This window comes from Streptomyces sp. NPDC002884 (assembly GCF_040295245.1).
In the GTDB taxonomy this organism is placed as follows: domain Bacteria; phylum Actinomycetota; class Actinomycetes; order Streptomycetales; family Streptomycetaceae; genus Streptomyces.
Genome location: NZ_JBEOVB010000057.1, coordinates 1 through 19146, shown reverse-complemented (window position 1 = coordinate 19146; position 19146 = coordinate 1). Strand labels below are relative to the sequence as shown.

Sequence of the window (19146 nt, the reverse complement as noted above, 5' to 3'; positions counted from 1 at the left end):
CGCCCACTGGTGAGAGCGAAGAGCGCCGTCGAACAAGGCAGCAACCAGGCGCTGGTGCTGTCAGGACGCCGGGGCAGCGGCAGCAAGCTGCCGGTCGGTCTCGGCTGCGACAGCGCGCAGCGGGCGGCCCGTCGCGTGCCCCGCGGAGTGGCGTCCTCAGGCGGCGCGGGAGGAGGTGCTGAGCCGCTTCCAGGGGCCGGTGCAGGCGTCGCCGCATCCGGTGCAGCGGGCGAGGTAGAGGGCGGAGGCGGGGGTGTGGGCGGGCGCGGGCACGACTGGGTGGGCGGTGCCCTCGATGACGGTGGTCAGGGCGGGCCAGGCGGGCAGACAGGTGCAGGCCGGCGGAGGGGGTCCGGGGTGGCAGCTCATGAGGGCTCAGGCGGGGCCGGGGGGCAGGCGCGGCGGCTGTCGGGTGTGCGGCCGATCCGGCCGGCGACGGTCTGGATCTCGCTGCTGGTGTAGGCGGTGCGGATGCCGGAGGGGGTCATGCCGCCGGCCCGGGCGAGAGGTTCGAGCTTGTAGGGGCGCTCTCCGTGGAACTCCCGTCCGTAGAGGAACGTGTCCTTCCAGGACGGGGGAAGGGTCCCGTCCGACCACAGCCGGACCACCCACAGCCCGAAGATCCACTTGCCGATGGTCGTGCCCCACCAGTGCACAAGGGGAAGGAAGTAGAGCAGTCCGCCTGCGGCGAACCCCACCGGTACGAGCACCAGCAGCGCAACGCCATCGCTCGATGCCGCCGGCCGAGGCATGCGAACGCCGACGCGATCACCGTGTCCACGAGACGGGCCGCGACCCTGCGTCCGTTTGACGCCAGCACGAGCACTGGATTTTCTGTCGCCCCGGCAGCCGCCACTGCGTTGGCGGCATACTCGACCAACGCTCCCTCCGGCCGTGTGCCCCGTAGGGGATCCATGTTGGCCAGATAGTCCCTGTACCACTCCCGCCCCATCGCCCTGGCAACCATGGAAGGCACTCCCCCGACGCCTTCCCGATTCACCACTGCCACGCCAGCCGTCGCACCACTCATCCCAACATCCGTTTCCCTCGACGCTCAAATTGGCCTTTTTTTTCTCTGCTGTTTTGCAAGGCGATCCTGGAGAGCGGTACGGAAGTGGGCAAGCCGAAGTCCGTCATCCTCGATCACCTCGAGAATATCAAGCGCATTCTCCGTATCTCCCGAAACCGCCTCTCGGTAGATTTCCCAAAGACCGTCCCGCGCCTTTTCGCGGCACTCTTCACCAAGGTCCTCCCGCCCTGCCTCCATCTCACTGGAATGCGACTCTCCAGAGACCAAGAACAGGAGCGTCACCAAGAAATGACTGCGTGCAAAGCGGGCGGGTTCCTCGGTCAGCGCAGCCAGAATCACGGACACTGCGGGGACAGCAGCTTCAAACAGCATGGACTGAATTTCCAGGTGCCCGTCGAAACGATATCCAACCGCATCCTCGGGGGACTTCGCCGCGAGTAGCCGACGGAACGTCTCCGGGATGTGCGCGGCACTTTTTCCGCAGCCACACCGGAACTGTTCCCAGTCATATCTCTCCAGCTCAAGAAGAGCCGCACTCACCATTGTTGCCTCCTACCCGGGGTGACCCTGCTCTGTCGCCAGGAGCGCTCCAGGAACAAAAGAATCCAGCGGGAAGATCCCCTGACACGTCGTGCAGATCTCCATCTCCTGCCAGACTTTACCAAGCCCGTCGTCCACGTCCATCAACGGGCCGGCACGGGTGAAAAGTACATTCGCCGGACTCCATCCGGTGGATTCAAGAATGTTCACTTCCGCGCAGTTACCGGCTCCTGAGCAGCCAACCGCGATGTCACCAGTGGTTACATTGATCGCGGCGGAATACGTCCGGTTCTTCGCAGCGCCAGTGGCGACCGTACCGACGTCATCACGAAGGGCATTGGCATCCGACACCCGGGTGTCGAGGCTCCAGCTGCCTGGGGCAGGATGGACCTGAACCTTCGGCTGGAACTTGCCTTTGGCTCCACGACTCCCACGCGCCGGAACCGATCCGCTCTTGGGCGCGGCAGTAGCGGCGCGTGTAGTGCCACCAGCTGCGCCGGAACCTGCAGTCGACTGCGCCGCGCCCTGCACTGCTCTGGCACCCGACGCGGTCGCCGTCTTGGCCGCAGAGGCTGTTTCGGCTCCCTCTGCGACGGCTGCCGCTCCCGCCCCCGCGATGCCCATCGACCCTGCGATGACAGCGCCGCCTTCGGCCGCCACCCCCACGGACGCACGAACCAGAGCTCCGCCGAGACTGCCCGCTTCTGCGCCGACCGTGAAGCCCTCGGCGCCCGCCACCAGCACGGCTGCGCATCCGCCGGCTGTCGCGGCGACGCAGGCGAACCACGCCCACCACAACGGCTGTGGCTACCACGGCTGCGATCACCGGATGCTGCTGGACAGCGTGGTAGGCCTTATGCGCGACATTGGAGACGTGGCAGGACAGGGACCAGCCGCAGCTGTGGTGGGAGCTGGCGCCACCGCTGTGGGAGCCGCCGCCTCCACCGCTGTGGTGGGTTCCGCTGTCGTTGACCGAGCCGGTGTCGACCAGGGTGGACTTCTGGTCAGCCTGCGCGCAGCTGGTGCAGTCCTGGTCGACGGGCATCTGAAGGCCGGAGGGGTCGCTGCCTCTGACTGGGTTGTCGGCAGCGTAGGTGTAGCCGTCGATCTGTTGGGCGTCGGTGAGTTCCAGGATCGGGTCGTCGGAGACGAACCGGCCGATGGTCGGGTCGTACTCCCGGGCTCCCAGGTGTGTCAGGCCGCTGGTGGTGTCCTGGACGCCGGCTACGAAGCCCTTGGCGCCGAGCCAGGCGGTCGCGGTCGGCTGGGTGCCGCGTGTGTTGCCGAAGGGGTCCAGGCGGCGGGTGATCGCCTGTGTGGTGGCGTCGACCGCGGTCTCGGCGGTGTCGTGGGCGTCCGTGACCTGCCACTGCAGGCTGCCTGTGCTGCTGCGGACGGCGATCGTCTGCCCGGCCCAGCTGTAGTACCGGGTACCCGTGGTCGTCGTCGTGCCCTTGGCGAGGCGGACCTCCGTGTCGCCCAGGTAGAGCGTCGTGCCCGAGGCGTCCCGGGAAAGCAGTCGGTTGCCGCCCGCGTCGTACAGGTAGGAGGCCGAGGTGCCGTCCGCGTTGGTGACCTTGGCTAGGTGCCCTTCGTCGTCCCAGTCGAGCGTCTGGGTCTTGCCGTTGAGCGTCCGGGGGGAGTGTCTAATCAACGGCGGATCTGTTGATCATGGAGACGCCAAGTGAGTGAGATGACGATCGAGCACGAGTCCGCGGTTGAGCTGGTCGGTGCCGCCACGTCGGACGAGCAGTTGATCGCGATGCTGGTCGACCGGGCCCGGAGTGAGGGCATGCAGCTGACCGGTGCGGGCGGACTGCCGCAGCAGTTGACCATGCGGGTGCTGGAGTCCGCCCTGGAGGGTGAGATCACCGACCACCTCGGCTATGACAAGCACGATCCGGCGGGGAAGAACAGCCGCAACGGCACCCGGGCGAAAACCGTGTTGAGCGACGTCGGGCCGGTCGAGGTCAAGGTGCCCCGTGACGTGGAGGGCAGCTTCGAGCCGCAAATCGTGCGCAAGCGGCAGCGTCGGCTGACGGGCGTGGACGAGATGGTGCTGTCGCTGTCCGCGAAGGGCCTCACCCACGGGGAGATTTCCGCGCACCTGGCCGAGATCTACGGCGCCGAGGTCTCCAAGCAGACCATCTCCACCATCACTGACCAGGTGATGGAGGGCATGGCCGAATGGCAGAACCGGCCAATTGACCGTGTATATCCCGTTTTGTTCGTGGATGCCATCAACGTGAAGATCAGGGACGGGAAGGTCGCGAACCGGCCCATCTATGTCGTCATGGCCGTCACCGTCGAGGGCACCCGGGACATCCTCGGCATCTGGGCCTGCGATGGCGGAGAGGGCGCGAAGTACTGGCTGCAGGTATTCACCGAGCTGAAGAACCGCGGCCTGGACGATGTGCTGATGCTGGTCTGCGACGGGCTCAAGGGCCTCCCCGACGCGGTCGAGACCGTCTGGCCCCGCACCCTCGTGCAGACGTGCATTGTCCACCTCCTTCGCAACAGCTTCCGATACGCCTCGCGTGCGGACTGGGACAAGATCGCCAAGGCGCTCAAGCCCGTCTACACCGCGCCGACCGAGGACGCGGCCACGACACGGTTCCTGGAATTCGCCGAGACCTGGGGCAAAAAGTACCCCAGCGATCGTCCGCCTCTGGGAGAGCGCCTGGGCCGAGTTCGTGCCCTTCCTCTCCTTTGACGTCGAGATCCGCACCGTCATCTGCTCGACGAACGCCATCGAGTCCGTCAACGCGCGGATACGCAAGGCCGTCCGGGCCCGCGGGCACTTCCCCACCGAGGCCGCCGCCCTGAGGTGCATCTACATGGCACTGATGAGCCTCGACCCGACCGGCAAGGGCCGCAAGCGCTGGACCATGCGCTGGAAGGCACCCCTCAACGCCTTCCAGATCGCCTTCGAGGGCCGGCTCACCCCGGCCAACAACTGAACCTCAACAACCAAGATCAGCCGTTAAATTGACACACCCCAGGTCAGCGGCACCCGGCTGTTCCTGGAGATCCAGCCTGGCGGCTACCGGGGCAGCCGCCAGGTTGTCTGCAAACGCCTCGCCGCCCTCCGCGCTGGCACCGCAGAACCGGTCCGGGCCGACATTCCGAGCTCTCGCAAGATCACGTCATGGATCATGCGGCCCCGAGAGGGGCGCCGGTATTGCCCGGCGCCGGCGCTCGTTCGCCTTGCAGCGGTTTCAGGAGCGAGCCGACTGGGGCGGCCCGCGCCCCTGAGGGGTGGGGGCCACTCGCCGTCCGGCCGTGGCAGGCGCGGCTGTCCTTCTGTGACGGCGGTTCGCCGTCTCAGTTCACGGTGAAGTAGTAGTCATAGGGAGCCAGTTGGGCGCCCGAGCTGCTGGTCGCGTAGACCACAAGGTCGTAGAAGCCGTCGGTGGCAGGGATCCAGTCGACGCTCGCGGAGAGGTCGTCGCCCGCGGTGACCGTGACCTCGGGGCCCCCGTTGAAGGAATACGTGTAGGAGGCGACGTCCTTGACCTTGGGCGTGAACGTAAAGGAGCCCGGGACTCCTGCTCCGCCACCCGGACCGTTCTCGGGGTAGACGTCCGAAACAACCGTGGGAGTGGTGTCGTAGGTGCTGCTCCACCGGCCCATGTCGGAGACCCAGCCGTCCGCGCTCTTGCTGGTCACTTGGACAGCCTCGCCATAGATGCCGTCCAGGACCACCGTCACCTTCGCCGTCCCGTCCGTCTCCGCCGCCACCTCGACGGGCTTGCCATAGATCTGACCGCCGATAGTTTCGACGGAGTAGCTGACGACCGGATTCCTGGACTGGAGTCCTGGCGCGGGCCGGAGCGTGAACTCGGTCGGCTCTCCGAACTCGGGCGACGGGACGGCTGGGGTAACGCTTGGTGCCGTGGGGCCCACGAAGAACATGTAGCTGGTGGTCTCCGACGTGTTGAAGGCCCGGTCCAGGCTTCGCACCCACAGAGTCTTCGGACCCGAGCCGCTCGGCGGCACCAGGCGGACCGTGGCTGACCCGCCGGGGACGTCGGCGCGCATGAAGTATTGGGGTTTCGAGTACGGGTCCACGACTTGCGGAATGCCGTGATCGCCGAGGTTGACGATGCCGATGATCGGGAGGGGCTGAAGCCAGGCGTACTCGAATCCGGTGACATCGTCGTCGCCGCCGGCGCTCAGGGTGAACTCGGCCGGTGCGCCCCCCGGGTTGGACACGTCCGGCTGGTAGTTGGCCGAGGAGATGGCGGGCATGGTCACGGGACGGGTGTTGTCGATCGTGACGTAGCAGGTGGCCGACCAGTCCGAGGCCGTGCCGTCGGCCACCGTCTGTGTCTGCCACGCGTAGGTCTGCCCGTCGGCGAGCGCAGCGGCCGGCAGAGTGGCTGGGGCCTCAATGCCGGGGAGCGCGTTGAGACGGGTGACCGTGGTGACACTGCTCGGGCTGACGACCGGCCAGACCCGGTACTGCGCGGTGACCAGGGAGTTGTCGGCGGTGTCAGTGGTTCCCGGGATGCCCTCGACGCCGAGACCGGTGGCTGCCGAGACGTACGTGGGTCGGTCCGCGTCGGTCGAGCACTTCTTCTGGCTGTTGAACAGATCAGTGGGCACCGTGGGCGTCCTGCCGACCGCGCTCGCGGGCGACGCGGTGACGGTCAAGGTAAGGGTCAGTCCGACGGATCCCAGAAATGCGAAAACGGCACGCGATCGTGTGCCGAAAGGCATGGTCAAGTGTGACCTCCGATCCCTCCGATATGTACTGATGTTCGAGCGACGGAGGCATCGTACGAGGTGGCTCAGACCGGCGCACCAGGATTTATGGGAGCGCAGCGGAACACGGGGCGTGCCGGTCGGAGGGCGCCGCGTCATCGGGCAACACCCTGTGCGAGGGCGACCCTCCGCCTTGCGAGCGCACGCATCGGACGTCGCGAGCCCTGTCCTCCGGGCAGCCGGCGCTACGGTGCTGACCCGATCTGGGGCACATTGGCGGATTCGGTGTCGCCGGATGCCTCCGCTGCGGCAGGGCCTCCGTTGGACGGTGCCCCGCGGATCGGGGCGACGCGTACAGCACACTGCGCTGCCTGGCCGCACAGTGGTCATCTGCCGTACGGCGCAACGGCTTTGCACGTCATGCAAGCGGCCTAGACGCCGCTCGGAGCCCGCTCTACCGTGGGACGCTCCCGGTAGTGCGTGCGAGCAGAGGTGTTCTGTCGTCCTCGCCAATCGGGTCCCGCGGCATCGCGTCCTCTCCGCGCGAGCGGAGGTGTTCAGCGTTCACAGAGGCTGAGGGTCAGGCCGGCTGGGTGCCCCGGCAGGGGTTGTCCTCTCCGCGCGAGCAGAGGTGCTGCGCGGGCGATGCTGGCGTCCGCGAGCGGAGGTGCTCCGCCCGCAGCCTGTTCGTCGACGTCGAGAACGGCGTCCTCTCCGCGCGAGCGGAGGTCTTCCGGCGACCGCGACCAGCGTGTTAGTTGCAGCTGCTGGCGCAGTGCGAGTGCTCGGACGAGTGCGGGAACGTCCTCCCGCAGGCGGGCGTGGCGGGGGCTACTGCTCGGAGATGCGCTCCCCGCACCCGCGGGGATATCACCCCTGCATTTTACCCATTCGCTTAACCTTTCTGCCCGGGCATCCGGTCGAACGCGGCATGGCACGGCTGAAGTCCTGGCAGATCTTCCGCAGACTGCATCAGCCCCAACCGCATGACCGTCACCACCAGAGCCGTCCTCACCCTGGAAAAGCGACACGGCGGATGACACGTCCTCCCGGGGCGGCGGTGCCCAGGCTGCGGTGCCGTCACCCTCGTGGCTCGCGGTGGCGGGCGGGCCGGGTGGGGGCGTGGTCGACTGGCCGGGTGCGCGGTGCAACGCGGGTAGTAAGGGCGGGCCTGGAGGCGGTCATGGCGGAGGGTGGACCGGACGCGCGGATCGCGGTGGTCACCGGGGCGGCGCGCGGCGTGGGAGCGGCGGTGGCACGCCGGCTGGCTCTGCGGGGCATGCGGGTGGCGCTGCTGGGCCGGGAACTTGACTCGTTGCGCCAGGTCGCGGCCGGGCTGGCGACCGAGGCGCACTGCTTCGAGGTCGACGTCACCGACAAGGCGGCGCTCCAGGGCGCGGCCCGCAGCGTCGGCGCACGGCTGGGACCCGCCTCGGTGGTGATCGCCAACGCGGGGATCGCCGCCGCGGGCCCGTTCGCTACGTGCGAGGCATCGCTGTTCGACCGGGTAGTCGAGGTCAACCTGATCGGGAGCGCAAACACCGCCCGCGTCTTCTTGCCCCAACTCGCCTGTACCGGGGGGTATTTCCTCCAGGTGGCGTCCACCGCCGCGTTCGGTTCGGCGCCGCTGATGAGCGCCTACTGTGCGTCGAAGGCGGGCGTGGAGTCGTTCGCCCAGGCGCTGCGTACCGAGGTGCGTCCGGTGGGCGTGGGGGTGGGCATCGCGTACCTGCATTGGACCGGCACCGACATGATCGCGGCCCTCGATGACCATCCGGTGCTGCGGGCGCTGCGTTCCCATCAGCCCGCGCCCGCGCGCCGCGTGCACAGTCCCGAGCAGGTCGCCGGATGGCTGGTGCGCGGGGTGGAGCGGCGCGCGGTCAGCGTCTACGCGCCACCGTGGCTGCGTCTGGTGCAGCCGCTGCGTCCGGTGCTGCCGCTGGTGGTGTCGGCGGTGGCACGGCGGTCGTTGTCAGCCCTGCCGTCCGAGGAGTTGGAGCGGAACACCGGGGTGCTCGGCGCGGGCGGCGCCGCCGATCTGCGGGCGCGCGGCGCGGTAGCGCCGGTGCCGCCGGTGACCCCGCCCCAGACCTGACCGGGGCGGGGCGCGCGTTCCGCGCCCGGGGCCCGGGCCGGAGGCGGGGAGGGGCGGGCGGTTCGCAGGGCTCCGCTGCGGAAAGCGTGGCTTCGTCCTCCTGGGCGGCGCGCTCACAGAGGGCGGTCGCGTCGGCGACGGAAGGATCGACCATTCCTGATGCGGGGTGCGACCGGTTCTTTACCTGGCAGCTTCCGGCGCGCGATCCACGGCGTTTCGCAGGGCCGCGGAGCTGACGAGGCGGGCGGCTGTCACCGCGCTGCGGCCGTCCACGCTGGCGGGCGACAGCGTGGCCGCGCCAGCGTGGACGGCAACCCGGATTCCCCGCGCGTCTGATGGGCGGTGTCCGCGCCTGACGGCTTTCCGCTCTCGGTGCGCTTGTGGCTCCGGTTGTGTTCCTCCTTTCAAGCTGGGAGTTCTTCGCCCTTGCGGCGGCGGTGGGGGATGACCAGTCCGGTGCCCTGGTAGCCGCCGTCAGCGATGGTCATGGTGTGACCGACGGCGTCCTTGGTGCCCTATTCCTCCCAGCCGCGGGAGTCGTGGCGGTTGCCGGGCAGGGGCCGGCCGACCACGACGACCAGGCGACGGTCGGCATAGATGACCACCTGATGAGCCGTGGAATAGGGATAGTTCTTGGACTGCTCGGCCACCGTGTGGTCGCGGGTGGGCACCAGGGTCCCATCGACCATCAGCACGGTGTTCTTGCGGAACCGACTGCGTGGTTGGAGCGCAAGACGGGGACCGAGGTGGTCGATGACCCCGTCCGCCGCCGACTTCGAGATGCCGAACAGCGGGGCGAGCTGGCGGAGCGTCATGTTGGTGCGCCAGTAAGTGGTGACCAGCAAGATCCGGTCCTCAAGCGGGAGCCCCCAGGGTCGCCCCCGATGAGCTTCGGCTGCGGTCTCGCGGCGCACTGCGGTGACCAACTTGCCGAAGCAGCGCGGGCTCAGCCCGGTGAAGGACTCTATCCACGACGGCGCCCACGCCGTAATCACTCCAGCCACAGCGTGATCGTTTCACCCTGGGAGAAGTAGCCGGGCGACATGCGAAAGATCACAGAGCAGCAACCATCGCCCCGTGCCTTCTGGCATCAGGTCAGTCCAGAATGCCGCCATGGCCGAAGAAGAGCACAACGAGGCAGCTGAACCCTCATTCCTGTCATGCGCCGCCGAGGTGGCGCGGCTGCTGGGTCTCGGAAGCCCGGCTGACGTGCCGGAAGCCCGCCGCGCACGCCACCTGGCCCATGCGGTACGCAAGCCACTACTCGAGCGCGCCTGCTTGCCCGAAGAGCTCTTCGCCCCGTTGATGGCCGCAGCCGTCTATGACCCGGACCCCAGCCTCTGCCGCTGGTTCGTCGAACCAGCGGTCTACGCATTCGGACGCCGCCGAGTCATGACCGCACTGCTCGACTATCTGCGGACAGGCACGGAAGCGGAGCAAGCAGGCGCCAAGCGGGCCTGGTACTGCGCCCATGTGCCGCTCCACGCGGACCGGTCCCCGGCCTACGCACTGAGCGGAAGTCGCGATCCCGGCCTGGATGAGTCCCGCGATGTGGCGGGCGAGTGGCAGAAAACCCTTCGGCGATCAACCATTTGACCGGGCCGCCCCGCAGCCTGATTCTGTCCCGTTGCCGCGGGGCTGTTGCTTGCTCTGCGGCAGTTACGGGACAGGCCTTAAAGGGTGTTGCACAAGGCTCTGAGCTGGGCATCTCTTCTGTATGGCTGGGGTCTTACGTGCTGAGCGGGTGTGGGTGGAGACGTTCACGGGGCTGCGGATGACGCAGTTCTCGGGACTGTTGAAGGTGGTGCGGGAGCGGGGCGGCAACGCAACGCTGCGGGGCCGGCCGTGGTCGCTGCCGCTGGCCGAGCGGGTGCTGATGGTCGCGGTGTACTACCGCACGAACCTGACCATGCGGCAGCTGGGCCCGCTGTTCGGCGTCTCTTCCTCCACGGTGTGCCGCGTCATCCGGCGGCTTGGTCCGCTGCTGGCGCTCGAGTCCGTCTGCCGCCCGGCTGATGCGGCGGACCGGTTGTGGATCGTGGACGGCACCCTGGTCCCGGTCCGCGACCGCCATGTGGGCTCATCGTCACGCAACTACCGGTTCTCCGCGAACGTGCAGGTCATCGTCGATGCCGACACCCGCCTGGTGATCGCCGCCGCACGCCCGGTGCCGGGCACCACCGCTGACGCGCACGCCTGGCGGGCCTCAGGGCTGGCCGAGCACTGCCAGGGCGTGACCGTTCTGGGCGACGGCGCCTACCTCAACTGCGGAATGGCGGTGCCGCACCGCAAACGCCCGCACCGGCCTCTGCTGCCAGGTGAGGAGGCCGACAATGCCGCCCACCGCAAGGTGCGTGCCCGGGTGGAGCATGTGATCGGCCGGATGAAGAACTACAAGATCCTCCGCGACTGCCGGCAGCGTGGCGACGGCCTTCATCACGCGGTCCAGGCCGTCGCCCTCATGCACAACCTCGCGCTCGCGTCATGACCAGAGGACTGCCTCCACGGGCCCTGACCTGCCCGAACACGGCCTTGTGCAACACCCTTTAGGGCCTGCCGGAAATTAACGTGTTGCTTCGCGTGCTTCGGATCGTTGATCCGGTATGGGTGTGTCTGGTGAAGTTCGCGACCAACTGGCCGTGAAGTTCGAGGTGTTGTTTCCGCATCTGGACGAGCGGCAGCGGCGGCTGCTGTTGGGGGCCGAGGCTCGGATCCTGGGTCACGGAGGTATCCGGGCGGTGGCGCGGGCGGCCGAGGTCAGCGAGGCGACCGTCCGCAAAGGTGTGGCCGAGTTGGAAGCCGACGAGTCCCCCTTGGGCCGGGTACGCAGGTCTGGCGGCGGTCGCAAGAAGGCTGTGGACCTCGACTCCGGGCTGCGGCCCGCACTGCTGGCCCTGGTGGAACCCGATGAGCGGGGCGATCCGATGTCGCCACTGCGCTGGACGGTGAAGTCGACCAGGAGCCTGGCGGCGGAGCTCACCCGGCAAGGACATCGAGTCGGTGCGGACACCGTCGGTGTCCTGCTGCGCGAGGAGGGTTTCAGCCTGCAGGCCGGCGCCAAGACCCTCGAGGGCAAGCAACACCCCGACCGCGACGCCCAGTTCTGCTACATCAACGAGCAGGCCAAAGAACACATGGCCGACGGCCAGCCGGTGATCAGCGTGGACGCGAAGAAGAAGGAACTGATCGGCGACTACAAGAACGCAGGCCACCAGTGGGGCCACCCGGTGAGCCAGTACGTGTCAAGACACACGATTTCCTGGACCGAAAAGGACCGGGAAAGGCAATCCCTTACGGAATCTATGACCTCGCAGCAAATACCGGCTGGGTCAACGTCGGTACCGATCACGACACCGCCGCGTTCGCCGTCGCCTCCATCCGCCGCTGGTGGCAGGCCAGGGGCCGGCACGACTACCCGGCTGCCGCTCGTCTACTGATCACCGCGGACGCGGGTGGTTCCAACGGCTACCGCACCCGCGCCTGGAAGACCGAACTCGCCGCCCTGGCCGCCCAGACCGGCCTCGAGATCACGGTCTGCCACATGCCGCCAGGCACCTCGAAGTGGAACAAAATCGAGCACCGACTGTTCTCCCACATCTCCATGAACTGGCGCGGCCGCCCACTGACCAGCCACGACGTCATCATCGACAGCATCGCAGCGACCACCACCCGCACAGGGCTGACCCTTCACGCCGAACTCGACTCCGCTACCTACGACACCGGCATCAAGGTCACCGACAGCGACATCGACGCCCTGCCTATACAACGGCACCGCTTCCACGGCGACTGGAACTACACCCTGCAACCTCGCCCCGACGCCACCACCGTGGTCCAAGGCCCGCAGCCGATCAGCGTTTCCTCCCCACAGCCCTGCACTGGGTATCTGCGCAGCCCAGAACTCACCGGCATGCCCGAAGCGGCACTGGACGAGCTCATCGACCAACTGTCGTAGCCACTAGCGGAGTTACGTGAGCGAGCCCGGTTCCAACAGCGAGGAGGTGAGCGGATCCGTGCCCGTGGGGCAGGGGGCCAGGACAAGCTGACCACCTCAAGCAGGGTGCTGGCCACCGTGCTCTACCTACGCAAAATCGGCACCCGAGACCTCCTGGCTCAACTCTTCGGAGTCAACGGCAGCACTCTCACCAGGGCCATTCACCAAGTCCAGCCTCTCTTGGCCGAGCACGGCCGCACCATTCCATCCTCAACAGCCAGGTTCCGCACACCCGCCGACCTCACCGCGTTCCTCACGAACAGCATCCCCACAAAGATCAAACCAGCACGTTAATTTCCGGCAGGTCCTTAAAGGGCGGGATGGACCTCCTCGATGTGGTCGCGCTTGGTGTACATGTCCCAGTAGAGCGCGGCGAGGTCGGCCGGGTCGACGACCGGGAACGCGGCCGCCTGCTCCGCGGTGCCAGCCGCCTCTGCCGCCTCGCTGCCTCTGATGAACGCGGCGATCGAGAGGGTGCCTGCGTAGATGCCCGTCTCGGTGAGTTCCCCGTTGAGGGAGTAGAGCCAGTTCCGGGCAGCGGCCATCAGCGGGCCGACCCCGCTCGCATGCGGCATGGGGTGGACCGCAGTAGCCCCGGTGGTCATCAGGAACGCGCCGTCGCCGCGTTCCTTCCACTCCGGCAGCACGGCCTGGACGACAGCCAGCGGTGTGAGCAGGAGCAGCGGGATGCCTTGGGCCAGGGTGTCCGGGTCCAGCTCGGCGGCCGGGGTGAACCGGACGCTGGGGACCGGGCCGTACTCGACCACGTCGATCCGGCCGAACCGCTCGCGGATGGCCTCGATCAGTGCGGGGATCTCCTTAGGTGCGGAAAGGTCGGCGGTGAAGCCAGCCGTGTCGATGCCCTCGGCACTGAGCTGGTCGACCAGGGCGTCGAGGTGGCCCTTGCGACGCGCCACCAGCGCGACACGGAAGCCTTCGGCGGCGAAGCGTCGGGCGATGGAGGCGCCGAGACCAGGGCCGGCGCCGAAGATCGCAATCACTTTGGACATGGGGGTGCTCCTCCAACTACTGCGACAGTGACGGTGAATGACGGCGGAAAGCAGCCCGGGTCAGCCCCGGGCGTTCCGCACCAGTGGGGCCTGGCGGATCCAGGCTTCCTACTCGACGGTGGCGATCGGCAAGCCGGCGACGTCGGCGCGGCTGATCCGCATGGCCGGCTTGCCAATGCCGCGTTCGGCAGCCTGCACCGGGCCGTTGGCCGGTTTGTCGCTGAGGGCGGCGGCGCGGGCCGGGGTCCAGTCGACGTGCGCGGCGCGGACGGCCTGGTCGACTCCGTCGTGGTCGGCGAAACCGGCCTTGAGGTTGGACGCCTTGATGCCGGTTTCCTGGGCGGCCTTGCGGAGGTTGTCGATGTCCGCGGGCGTGCCCTTGATCAGTTCGACGTCGGCCGGAGCCTGTACCGCTTCGGGGCTGCGCACCAGGGCGCGGACACGGTGGCCGCGGGCAGTGGCCTGCTGGAGTAGGTGGATTGCGGTGCGGCCGCTGCCGCCGAGAACAAGCAGGTGGGACAGGTGGATCATCTGGAGAGATGCGTCAGGCGGCACGCGGCGTGCCCAAGGTCGTGGCGAGCGTGCGGGCCTTGTCGTGGGCGGCCGTCATGGACGCCTCGTGCAGGGGAAGGAGCGGGGCGAGGGCCGGAGCCATGGGGGCCATGGTCAGCTCGGGTGTCACGGTGGTGACGTCCAGACCGAGGAGGCTGTCGTGGCCCAGGACGGCCTCCAGGGTGGGCACCACGTAGTCGAGGCCCTCGTTGGGGGTGCCGGGGCCGTAGCCGCCGCCCCGGGCGGAGACCAGCACGGCCGGACGGCCCGCGACCGGGGAGGCGCCGTTGAAGATCAGGGTGCGGTCCGTGACGATGATCTGGTCCAGCCATGCCTTGAACACCGACGGCATCGAGAGGTTGTACATCGGCACCGTGAACAGGTACGCGCCGGCGCCGAGGAACTCCTCGATCAGCTCGTCCTGGAGCGCGGCGGCCTTGGCCTGCTCGGGGGTGTGCTGGGCCGGGTCGGTGATGCGGGCGGTGATGCCCGCGGCGCTCAGGTGCGGCACGGGCGAGGCGGCGAGGTCGCGGTGGACGACCGGGCCCTGCCACTGGTCACGGAAGGACTGGGCGACCTGATGGGAGACGGACGCCTCGCCGAGCGAGGAGGAGTCGATGTGCAGCAGGTACGACATGGCTGTTGTGCCTTTCACAGAGATGGGGGTGGGGATGGGGTGACGGGTCGGGGACGGGCCGGGACGGCACAGCCATCGGGGCCGCAGCCCGGGGCGTCGCCTGCGGGGGCGAGGGTGACCGGGTGGGTTTCGTCCCAGGTGGTATGCAGCAGGTCGAGCAGGGTGTCGCTGTCCTGCGCACCGGGGACGCCGTAGCGGCCGTCGACGACGGTGAACGGGGCGCCGGTGGCGCCGAGGCGCTGAGCGCGGCGGGCGTCGTCCTGGACCTGGGTGCGGTAGCGGCGCTCGGTGAGCACCTGGCGCGTCAGGTCACGGTCCAGGCCCAGCTCGTCGGAGAGCCGGAGCAGGTCGTCCAGAGCGAAGACGGGCTCGGCCTTGCCGAAGTACGTACGGAAGATCGTGTCCCAGGCTTCGCGGTTCTTGTCCTGCACGGAGGCGTGGGCGAGGAACTCGTGGGCCAGTTCGGTGTCGCCGACGACGTTGTCCAGCACTCGGTAGGGGCTCAGTCCCTCGGAGGCGGCCAGCGTCTCGATCTGCCGGGTCGCCGCCTCTGCCCGCGCGCCGCTGATGTCGTGCTTGCTCAGCAGGGCCTCGCGGACGCTGACCGTGCGGTCGGCGGGGAAGCCGGCGCCCAGCGGGAAGGAGTGGTGGACCACCTCCACTTGGTCGCTGTGCTCGAACCGCTCTACAGCCCGGTCCACACGGTGGCTGCCGAGCCCGCACCAGGGGCAGGTGACCTCGGCCCAGATCTCTATTTTCATGGCCTGAGCTCCAATTCCTCTCATTTGTTCGTAACGGCATGATGCGCCAGTATGGAAGTCGTTACAAAAGGCACATCGGTGTGCGCGACGGAGAGGAATGGGCGCCATGCAGGACAGCACTGGTATGGAGATGGCGGCTGCGGTCGGGCCGTGCGCGAGCATCCCCGTCGACCACATGGCCTTCATCCGGCAGGTACTGGACCGGGTCGGCGACAAGTGGAGCATGCTGATAATCGCCGTCCTGGAGAACGGCCCGCTGCGCTACACCGACCTGCAGCGCCAGATCCCGGGCATCTCGCAGCGCATGCTCACCCGCACACTGCGCCAGCTCCTGGAGGACGGCCTGATCACGCGCACCGCCTACGCCGAGGTGCCGCCGCGTGTGGAGTACGCCCTCACCCCGCTCGGCCGCGGCCTGCACGAGATCGTCATGCAGCTGATCGGCTGGGCCGCCGACCACCACGACGAGATCCGCGCCAGCCGCGCCCGGACGGGCACCGCCGCCTGCTCCCGCTTCTGAGCCGCGGTGTCCACCGACACTCGGGGGCGAGCTGGTCCTCCTGTCCCGTCCGGTACGCCTGCATGATCTGGCCGCGCTTGCCATGGCAGATGTCGCGGGCGAGCTTGTGCCGCGACTCCTGCACGGTGAGCACGAAGACGTAGCAGCTGACCGAACCGCCGACTCCCCCGCCATGACCAGCTGGTGCGGGCAGCGCGCACCCTTCGTAGGCTGTTCCTGCTCGGGGCCTGTCGCGGAGGTGTGCCATGCCCCGAACCATCTGGTCCGGCGCCATCAGCTTCGGCCTGGTCACCGTCCCGATCCACGTCCAGTCCGCCACCTAGAACCACTCCATCCGCTTCCACCAGTACCACCTGGAGGACATGGGCCGGATCCGCACCCGCAAGATCTGCGAGCTCGAGGACCGCGAGGTGTCGAACACCGAGATCGGCAAGGGCTACGAGTACGCCAAGGACCAAGTCGTCGCCATCAGCGACGACGAACTGCGTGACCTGCCCCTGCCGACAGCCAAGGCCATCGAGATCGACGCCTTCGTCGCCGCGGACGACATCGACCCCATCCGGATCGGCGAGGGCTACTACCTCTCCCCCGACGGCCAGGTCGCGGCCAAGCCCTACAAGCTGCTCCGCGAGGCGCTGGCGCGCTCGTCGAAGGGAAGGTGGCCATCGCCAAGTACGCATGGTCCGGGCGTGAGCGGCTCGGCATGCTGCGGGTGCGCGGCGACGCCATCGTCCTGCACGCGATGCACTGGCCCGACGAGATCCGCGACCCTGCCGAGTTCCTCCCGGAACCCGTCGACGTCTCCGAGGACGAGATTGAGGGCGCGCTCGCGCTGATGGAGACGATGGCCCGCGAGGACCTCGAAGGCGACGACTTCAAGGACACCTACACCGAAGCCATGGAGAAGATCATCGAAGCAAAGCGGGAGGAGAAGCCGCTCCCCGAGATGCCCGAGCCGGAGCAGCCGGGCCGGGTCCTCGACCTGATGTCCGCGCTCGAGGAATCCGTGTCCAAGGCGAAGGCGTCCCGCGGCGAGGACGCCGACGTGCACGAGCTGCCGAAGAAGAAGGCGTCCGCGGCAAAGAAGGCGACGGCGAAGAAGCAGCCGGCCAAGAAGGCTGCGGCGAAGAAGACGAGCGCGAGGAAGCCCCGCCGCAGCGCCTGACCTCAGCCATCCAGGTAACCGAGTCCGCTGTCCGGCCGGCAGTGGGTGCAGGCAGGGATGCCCATGATGTCCACCAGAACAGGTGAGCCCTGGGGGGGTCTAGCAGCAGTGCAGGCAGAGACGTTGGCGGGGCTGATGGGTCTCGGAGGTGCCCTAGTGGGCGCCGGGGTTTCCGTGTGGGCCACTGCGATTACCCAACAGCACCAAGCGAAGACCTCGCGGGATCAGAGGGTCGAAGAGCGGGGAAGGGTTGCTGGGGAACGAGCCCTCACCGAGTTGTACGCGCTACGGCGTCACCTGATGGCGTGCACCGAGTCACCGATCCCGGACGAGAACGAACCCTGGCGGAAGATCGCCCATGCCCACATGGACGAGGCCGAGTCGGTGTTGGCATTGATGCCGGGGGCCAAGGAGGTCAGAGAACGGGTCGATCCTCAGGGCCCATAGACGAGATCCGTACCGCCGCTGGCCTCAATCGGCCTTGCTGGCCGGTACACCCTGGGTGGTGAACTCGGCGGCCTGGTTGATGATCGCTTGCATGAGGTTGCCGTAGCGCCGGCGTTCTACCGGCGTCATGTCCTTCACGAACTGCCGCGCCCGCTCGATGCCGTGCCCGGTCATCTCTGTCTTGACGCCGCCGGGCTCCACGACCACCACCTGTACACCGTGCGGCGCGAGTTCGCGCCGGAGGATGTCACTGACGGCTTCGAGAGCGAACTTCGCGCCGGCGTAGGCTCCGTAGGTGGCCATGGCGACTTTCCCGCCCAGGCTGCTGATGTTCACGATTCGGCCGCGGCTGTCATGGAGGAACGGCAGCAGTGCCTGCGTGACGGCGATGTGTCCGAACAGGTTTACCTCGAACTGCCTTCGCCATTGGTCGAGGGGGAGGGTTTCGACTGGGGCGTTCACGGCGATGCCGGCGTTGTTGACGAGTCCGACCAGCTTCCGGCGCTGCGGGTCGCTGGCGATTCTCGCGGCGAGCGCCTCGATGTGCTCGGGGGCCGTGACGTCGAGGATCACCGGCTCGAGACGGGTGGCCCGGAGGGCGTCCGCGTCGCTCTGGCGGCGGACGCCGGCGAGCACGTGGTAGCCGCGACGGGCCAGTTCACGCGCGGTCGCCGCACCCATACCGGTGGAGGCAAATTCGTCGACCTCGCTACCCTCATGGATCTCATGGATCTCGTGGACCCGTGACACCCAGATGCCGGAACTGCCGGCTCAGGCGACGCAGCCACCCCCGCAGGCGCTGCTGTCCAGGCAACAACCCGCACCTTTGTCAGGACATCTCAAACGGTGCGTCGGGCGTGGTGGCGGGCTTCCCGTAGTCGGACCTTCGACGGGAGGCGGTCCAGGCCTGCGGAGTCTCGTGCGTGTGCGAGGGTGTCCCGACTCAGCCGTCCCAGAGTCCGCGCGGGATCCGCGTACGGCTCCAGCATCAGCCTCACGCGTGCGGCGGGAGCAGTGCGTCGGCCCGTCAGCCGGACCTGAGCCCGCGAAACCCCGCCCAGGGCTTGCGCCTCTTCCTCGATCGCGTCCTCCAGTGTGCGGCCGTCGAGTCGGACCGCCGCGCCGTCCTCGCTGTTGACGAGGACCCGGTCCAGGCGATGTCCGCGCTGCGCGAGGAGCCACCACAGCAGCAGGACCAGCAGCAGGGCGAGCACCGCGATCACGGTCGGCCACCACCAGCCCTCGTCCCGCCACCGGGTGCGTCCCTCGGCGCCCAGCAGCACATCGTCCGGCCCGAGGAACGGCCACCAGCCCGGGATGCCGAAACCCCAGCGGCGCTGGAGATCCAGCCCTCCCACCAGTACGCCGCCGCCCAGGGCGAACAGTCCGAGGCCGCAAAGCCCCAGCAGCACCCGGTTCACCGTCTTGAGCACGAGGATCACCTCAGCCCTTCTTCGGGCGCCGGACCCGCACGGTCAGTGTGGGTTGCCGGGCGAGGCCCAAGGACGTCACGGCTTCCCCCAGCGTGGCGGCCAGATCCGCGTGAACCTCCTGGAGGTCGCGGAAATGGGCCTGTGCCCGGGCTGTGACCTTCCTGCGGCCGACATCCACCTGTGCCGACTGGACACCGGGCACCTGCACGGCCCGGTCGCGCAGCACCAGAGCGGCCGCGCGGCGGTCGAGCCCGGCCC

Annotated in this window: 17 protein-coding genes and 5 pseudogenes; 7 read left to right on the top strand and 15 right to left on the bottom strand. The window is 68.2% G+C overall.

Annotation, left to right across the window (positions count from 1 at the left end):
- Window positions 1-156: 156 nt before the first annotated feature.
- From ABT070_RS43885 to ABT070_RS43865, 5 genes are all read right to left on the bottom strand, one after another.
- Window positions 157-369 carry a hypothetical protein gene (locus tag ABT070_RS43885; protein ID WP_351768682.1) on the bottom strand — a complete coding sequence of 71 codons (213 nt, stop codon included), beginning with the start codon at window positions 367-369 and terminating at the stop codon, window positions 157-159.
- Window positions 366-752 carry an RDD family protein gene (locus ABT070_RS43880; protein WP_351768680.1) on the bottom strand — a complete coding sequence of 129 codons (387 nt, stop codon included), beginning with the start codon at window positions 750-752 and terminating at the stop codon, window positions 366-368. The genes ABT070_RS43885 and ABT070_RS43880 overlap by 4 nt, the downstream gene beginning before the upstream one ends.
- Before the next feature lie 302 nt (window positions 753-1054).
- Window positions 1055-1573: a hypothetical protein gene (locus ABT070_RS43875; RefSeq protein WP_351768679.1), complete on the bottom strand. Its 519-nt coding sequence runs from the start codon at window positions 1571-1573 to the stop codon at window positions 1055-1057.
- 9 nt (window positions 1574-1582) lie between these two features.
- Complete coding sequence (locus tag ABT070_RS43870; RefSeq protein ID WP_351768677.1) at window positions 1583-1921, bottom strand: hypothetical protein; 339 nt, start codon at window positions 1919-1921, stop codon at window positions 1583-1585.
- The gene (locus tag ABT070_RS43865; protein ID WP_351768675.1) at window positions 1896-3224 is read right to left on the bottom strand and encodes an RHS repeat-associated core domain-containing protein; all 1329 of its coding nucleotides are present in this window, start codon (window positions 3222-3224) and stop codon (window positions 1896-1898) included. Before ABT070_RS43865 ends, ABT070_RS43870 begins: the two co-directional genes overlap by 26 nt.
- 108 nt (window positions 3225-3332) lie before the next feature.
- Here ABT070_RS43865 and ABT070_RS43860 point away from each other — a divergent pair.
- Window positions 3333-4530: pseudogene (locus ABT070_RS43860) on the top strand (IS256 family transposase).
- Between the two features lie 364 nt (window positions 4531-4894).
- Here ABT070_RS43860 and ABT070_RS43855 read toward each other — a convergent pair.
- Complete coding sequence (locus tag ABT070_RS43855; protein WP_351768673.1) at window positions 4895-6178, bottom strand: hypothetical protein; 1284 nt, start codon at window positions 6176-6178, stop codon at window positions 4895-4897.
- A 1282-nt stretch (window positions 6179-7460) separates the two neighbouring features.
- Between ABT070_RS43855 and ABT070_RS43850 the strand changes: the two genes are divergently transcribed.
- The gene (locus ABT070_RS43850) at window positions 7461-8372 is read left to right on the top strand and encodes a short-chain dehydrogenase/reductase (protein ID WP_351768671.1); all 912 of its coding nucleotides are present in this window, start codon (window positions 7461-7463) and stop codon (window positions 8370-8372) included.
- Between the two features lie 407 nt (window positions 8373-8779).
- On the opposite strand, the pseudogene ABT070_RS43845 reads toward ABT070_RS43850, so the two are convergent.
- Window positions 8780-9376 (bottom strand): annotated as a pseudogene (locus tag ABT070_RS43845) (transposase family protein); the annotation flags it as partial.
- A gap of 109 nt (window positions 9377-9485) precedes the next feature.
- On the opposite strand from ABT070_RS43845, the gene ABT070_RS43840 reads away from it, so the two are divergent.
- From ABT070_RS43840 to ABT070_RS43830, 3 genes and pseudogenes are all read left to right on the top strand, one after another.
- Window positions 9486-9968, top strand: a complete 483-nt coding sequence (locus ABT070_RS43840; RefSeq protein WP_351768670.1) for a hypothetical protein — start codon at window positions 9486-9488, stop codon at window positions 9966-9968.
- A 121-nt stretch (window positions 9969-10089) separates the two neighbouring features.
- Entirely contained in the window at window positions 10090-10860 is a 771-nt protein-coding gene (locus tag ABT070_RS43835) for a transposase family protein (protein WP_351768668.1), read from the top strand.
- A gap of 115 nt (window positions 10861-10975) precedes the next feature.
- Window positions 10976-12657 (top strand): annotated as a pseudogene (locus ABT070_RS43830) (ISAzo13 family transposase).
- Between the two features lie 14 nt (window positions 12658-12671).
- On the opposite strand, the gene ABT070_RS43825 reads toward ABT070_RS43830, so the two are convergent.
- The 4 genes from ABT070_RS43825 to ABT070_RS43810 all read right to left on the bottom strand — a co-directional run bounded on the left by ABT070_RS43825 (window position 12672) and on the right by ABT070_RS43810 (window position 15323).
- The gene (locus ABT070_RS43825; protein WP_351768666.1) at window positions 12672-13373 is read right to left on the bottom strand and encodes an SDR family NAD(P)-dependent oxidoreductase; all 702 of its coding nucleotides are present in this window, start codon (window positions 13371-13373) and stop codon (window positions 12672-12674) included.
- Between the two features lie 108 nt (window positions 13374-13481).
- Window positions 13482-13904, bottom strand: coding sequence for an NAD(P)H-binding protein (locus ABT070_RS43820; protein WP_351768664.1), 423 nt, complete (start codon window positions 13902-13904; stop codon window positions 13482-13484).
- A 13-nt stretch (window positions 13905-13917) separates the two neighbouring features.
- The gene (locus tag ABT070_RS43815) at window positions 13918-14562 is read right to left on the bottom strand and encodes an FMN-dependent NADH-azoreductase (RefSeq protein ID WP_351768663.1); all 645 of its coding nucleotides are present in this window, start codon (window positions 14560-14562) and stop codon (window positions 13918-13920) included.
- 14 nt (window positions 14563-14576) lie between these two features.
- Window positions 14577-15323, bottom strand: a complete 747-nt coding sequence (locus ABT070_RS43810; RefSeq protein WP_351768661.1) for a DsbA family oxidoreductase — start codon at window positions 15321-15323, stop codon at window positions 14577-14579.
- Between the two features lie 97 nt (window positions 15324-15420).
- Here ABT070_RS43810 and ABT070_RS43805 point away from each other — a divergent pair, with 97 nt between their 5' ends.
- On the top strand, window positions 15421-15843 hold the full coding sequence (locus ABT070_RS43805) for a winged helix-turn-helix transcriptional regulator (RefSeq protein WP_351768659.1): 423 nt from the start codon (window positions 15421-15423) through the stop codon (window positions 15841-15843).
- A 28-nt stretch (window positions 15844-15871) separates the two neighbouring features.
- Here ABT070_RS43805 and ABT070_RS46370 read toward each other — a convergent pair.
- Window positions 15872-15973 (bottom strand): annotated as a pseudogene (locus ABT070_RS46370) (Tn3 family transposase); the annotation flags it as partial.
- Between the two features lie 115 nt (window positions 15974-16088).
- Between ABT070_RS46370 and ku the strand changes: the two are divergent.
- A pseudogene (gene ku / locus ABT070_RS43800) lies at window positions 16089-17008 on the top strand (non-homologous end joining protein Ku).
- A 471-nt stretch (window positions 17009-17479) separates the two neighbouring features.
- Here the strand turns inward: ku and ABT070_RS43795 are convergent.
- The 3 genes from ABT070_RS43795 to ABT070_RS43785 form a co-directional block, all read right to left on the bottom strand.
- On the bottom strand, window positions 17480-18136 hold the full coding sequence (locus tag ABT070_RS43795) for an SDR family NAD(P)-dependent oxidoreductase (RefSeq protein WP_351768657.1): 657 nt from the start codon (window positions 18134-18136) through the stop codon (window positions 17480-17482).
- A 158-nt stretch (window positions 18137-18294) separates the two neighbouring features.
- The gene (gene amaP, locus ABT070_RS43790; protein ID WP_351768701.1) at window positions 18295-18888 is read right to left on the bottom strand and encodes an alkaline shock response membrane anchor protein AmaP; all 594 of its coding nucleotides are present in this window, start codon (window positions 18886-18888) and stop codon (window positions 18295-18297) included.
- Between the two features lie 10 nt (window positions 18889-18898).
- Window positions 18899-19146 (bottom strand): DUF6286 domain-containing protein (locus ABT070_RS43785; RefSeq protein WP_351768655.1); only part of this gene is annotated, 248 nt, incomplete at its 5' end.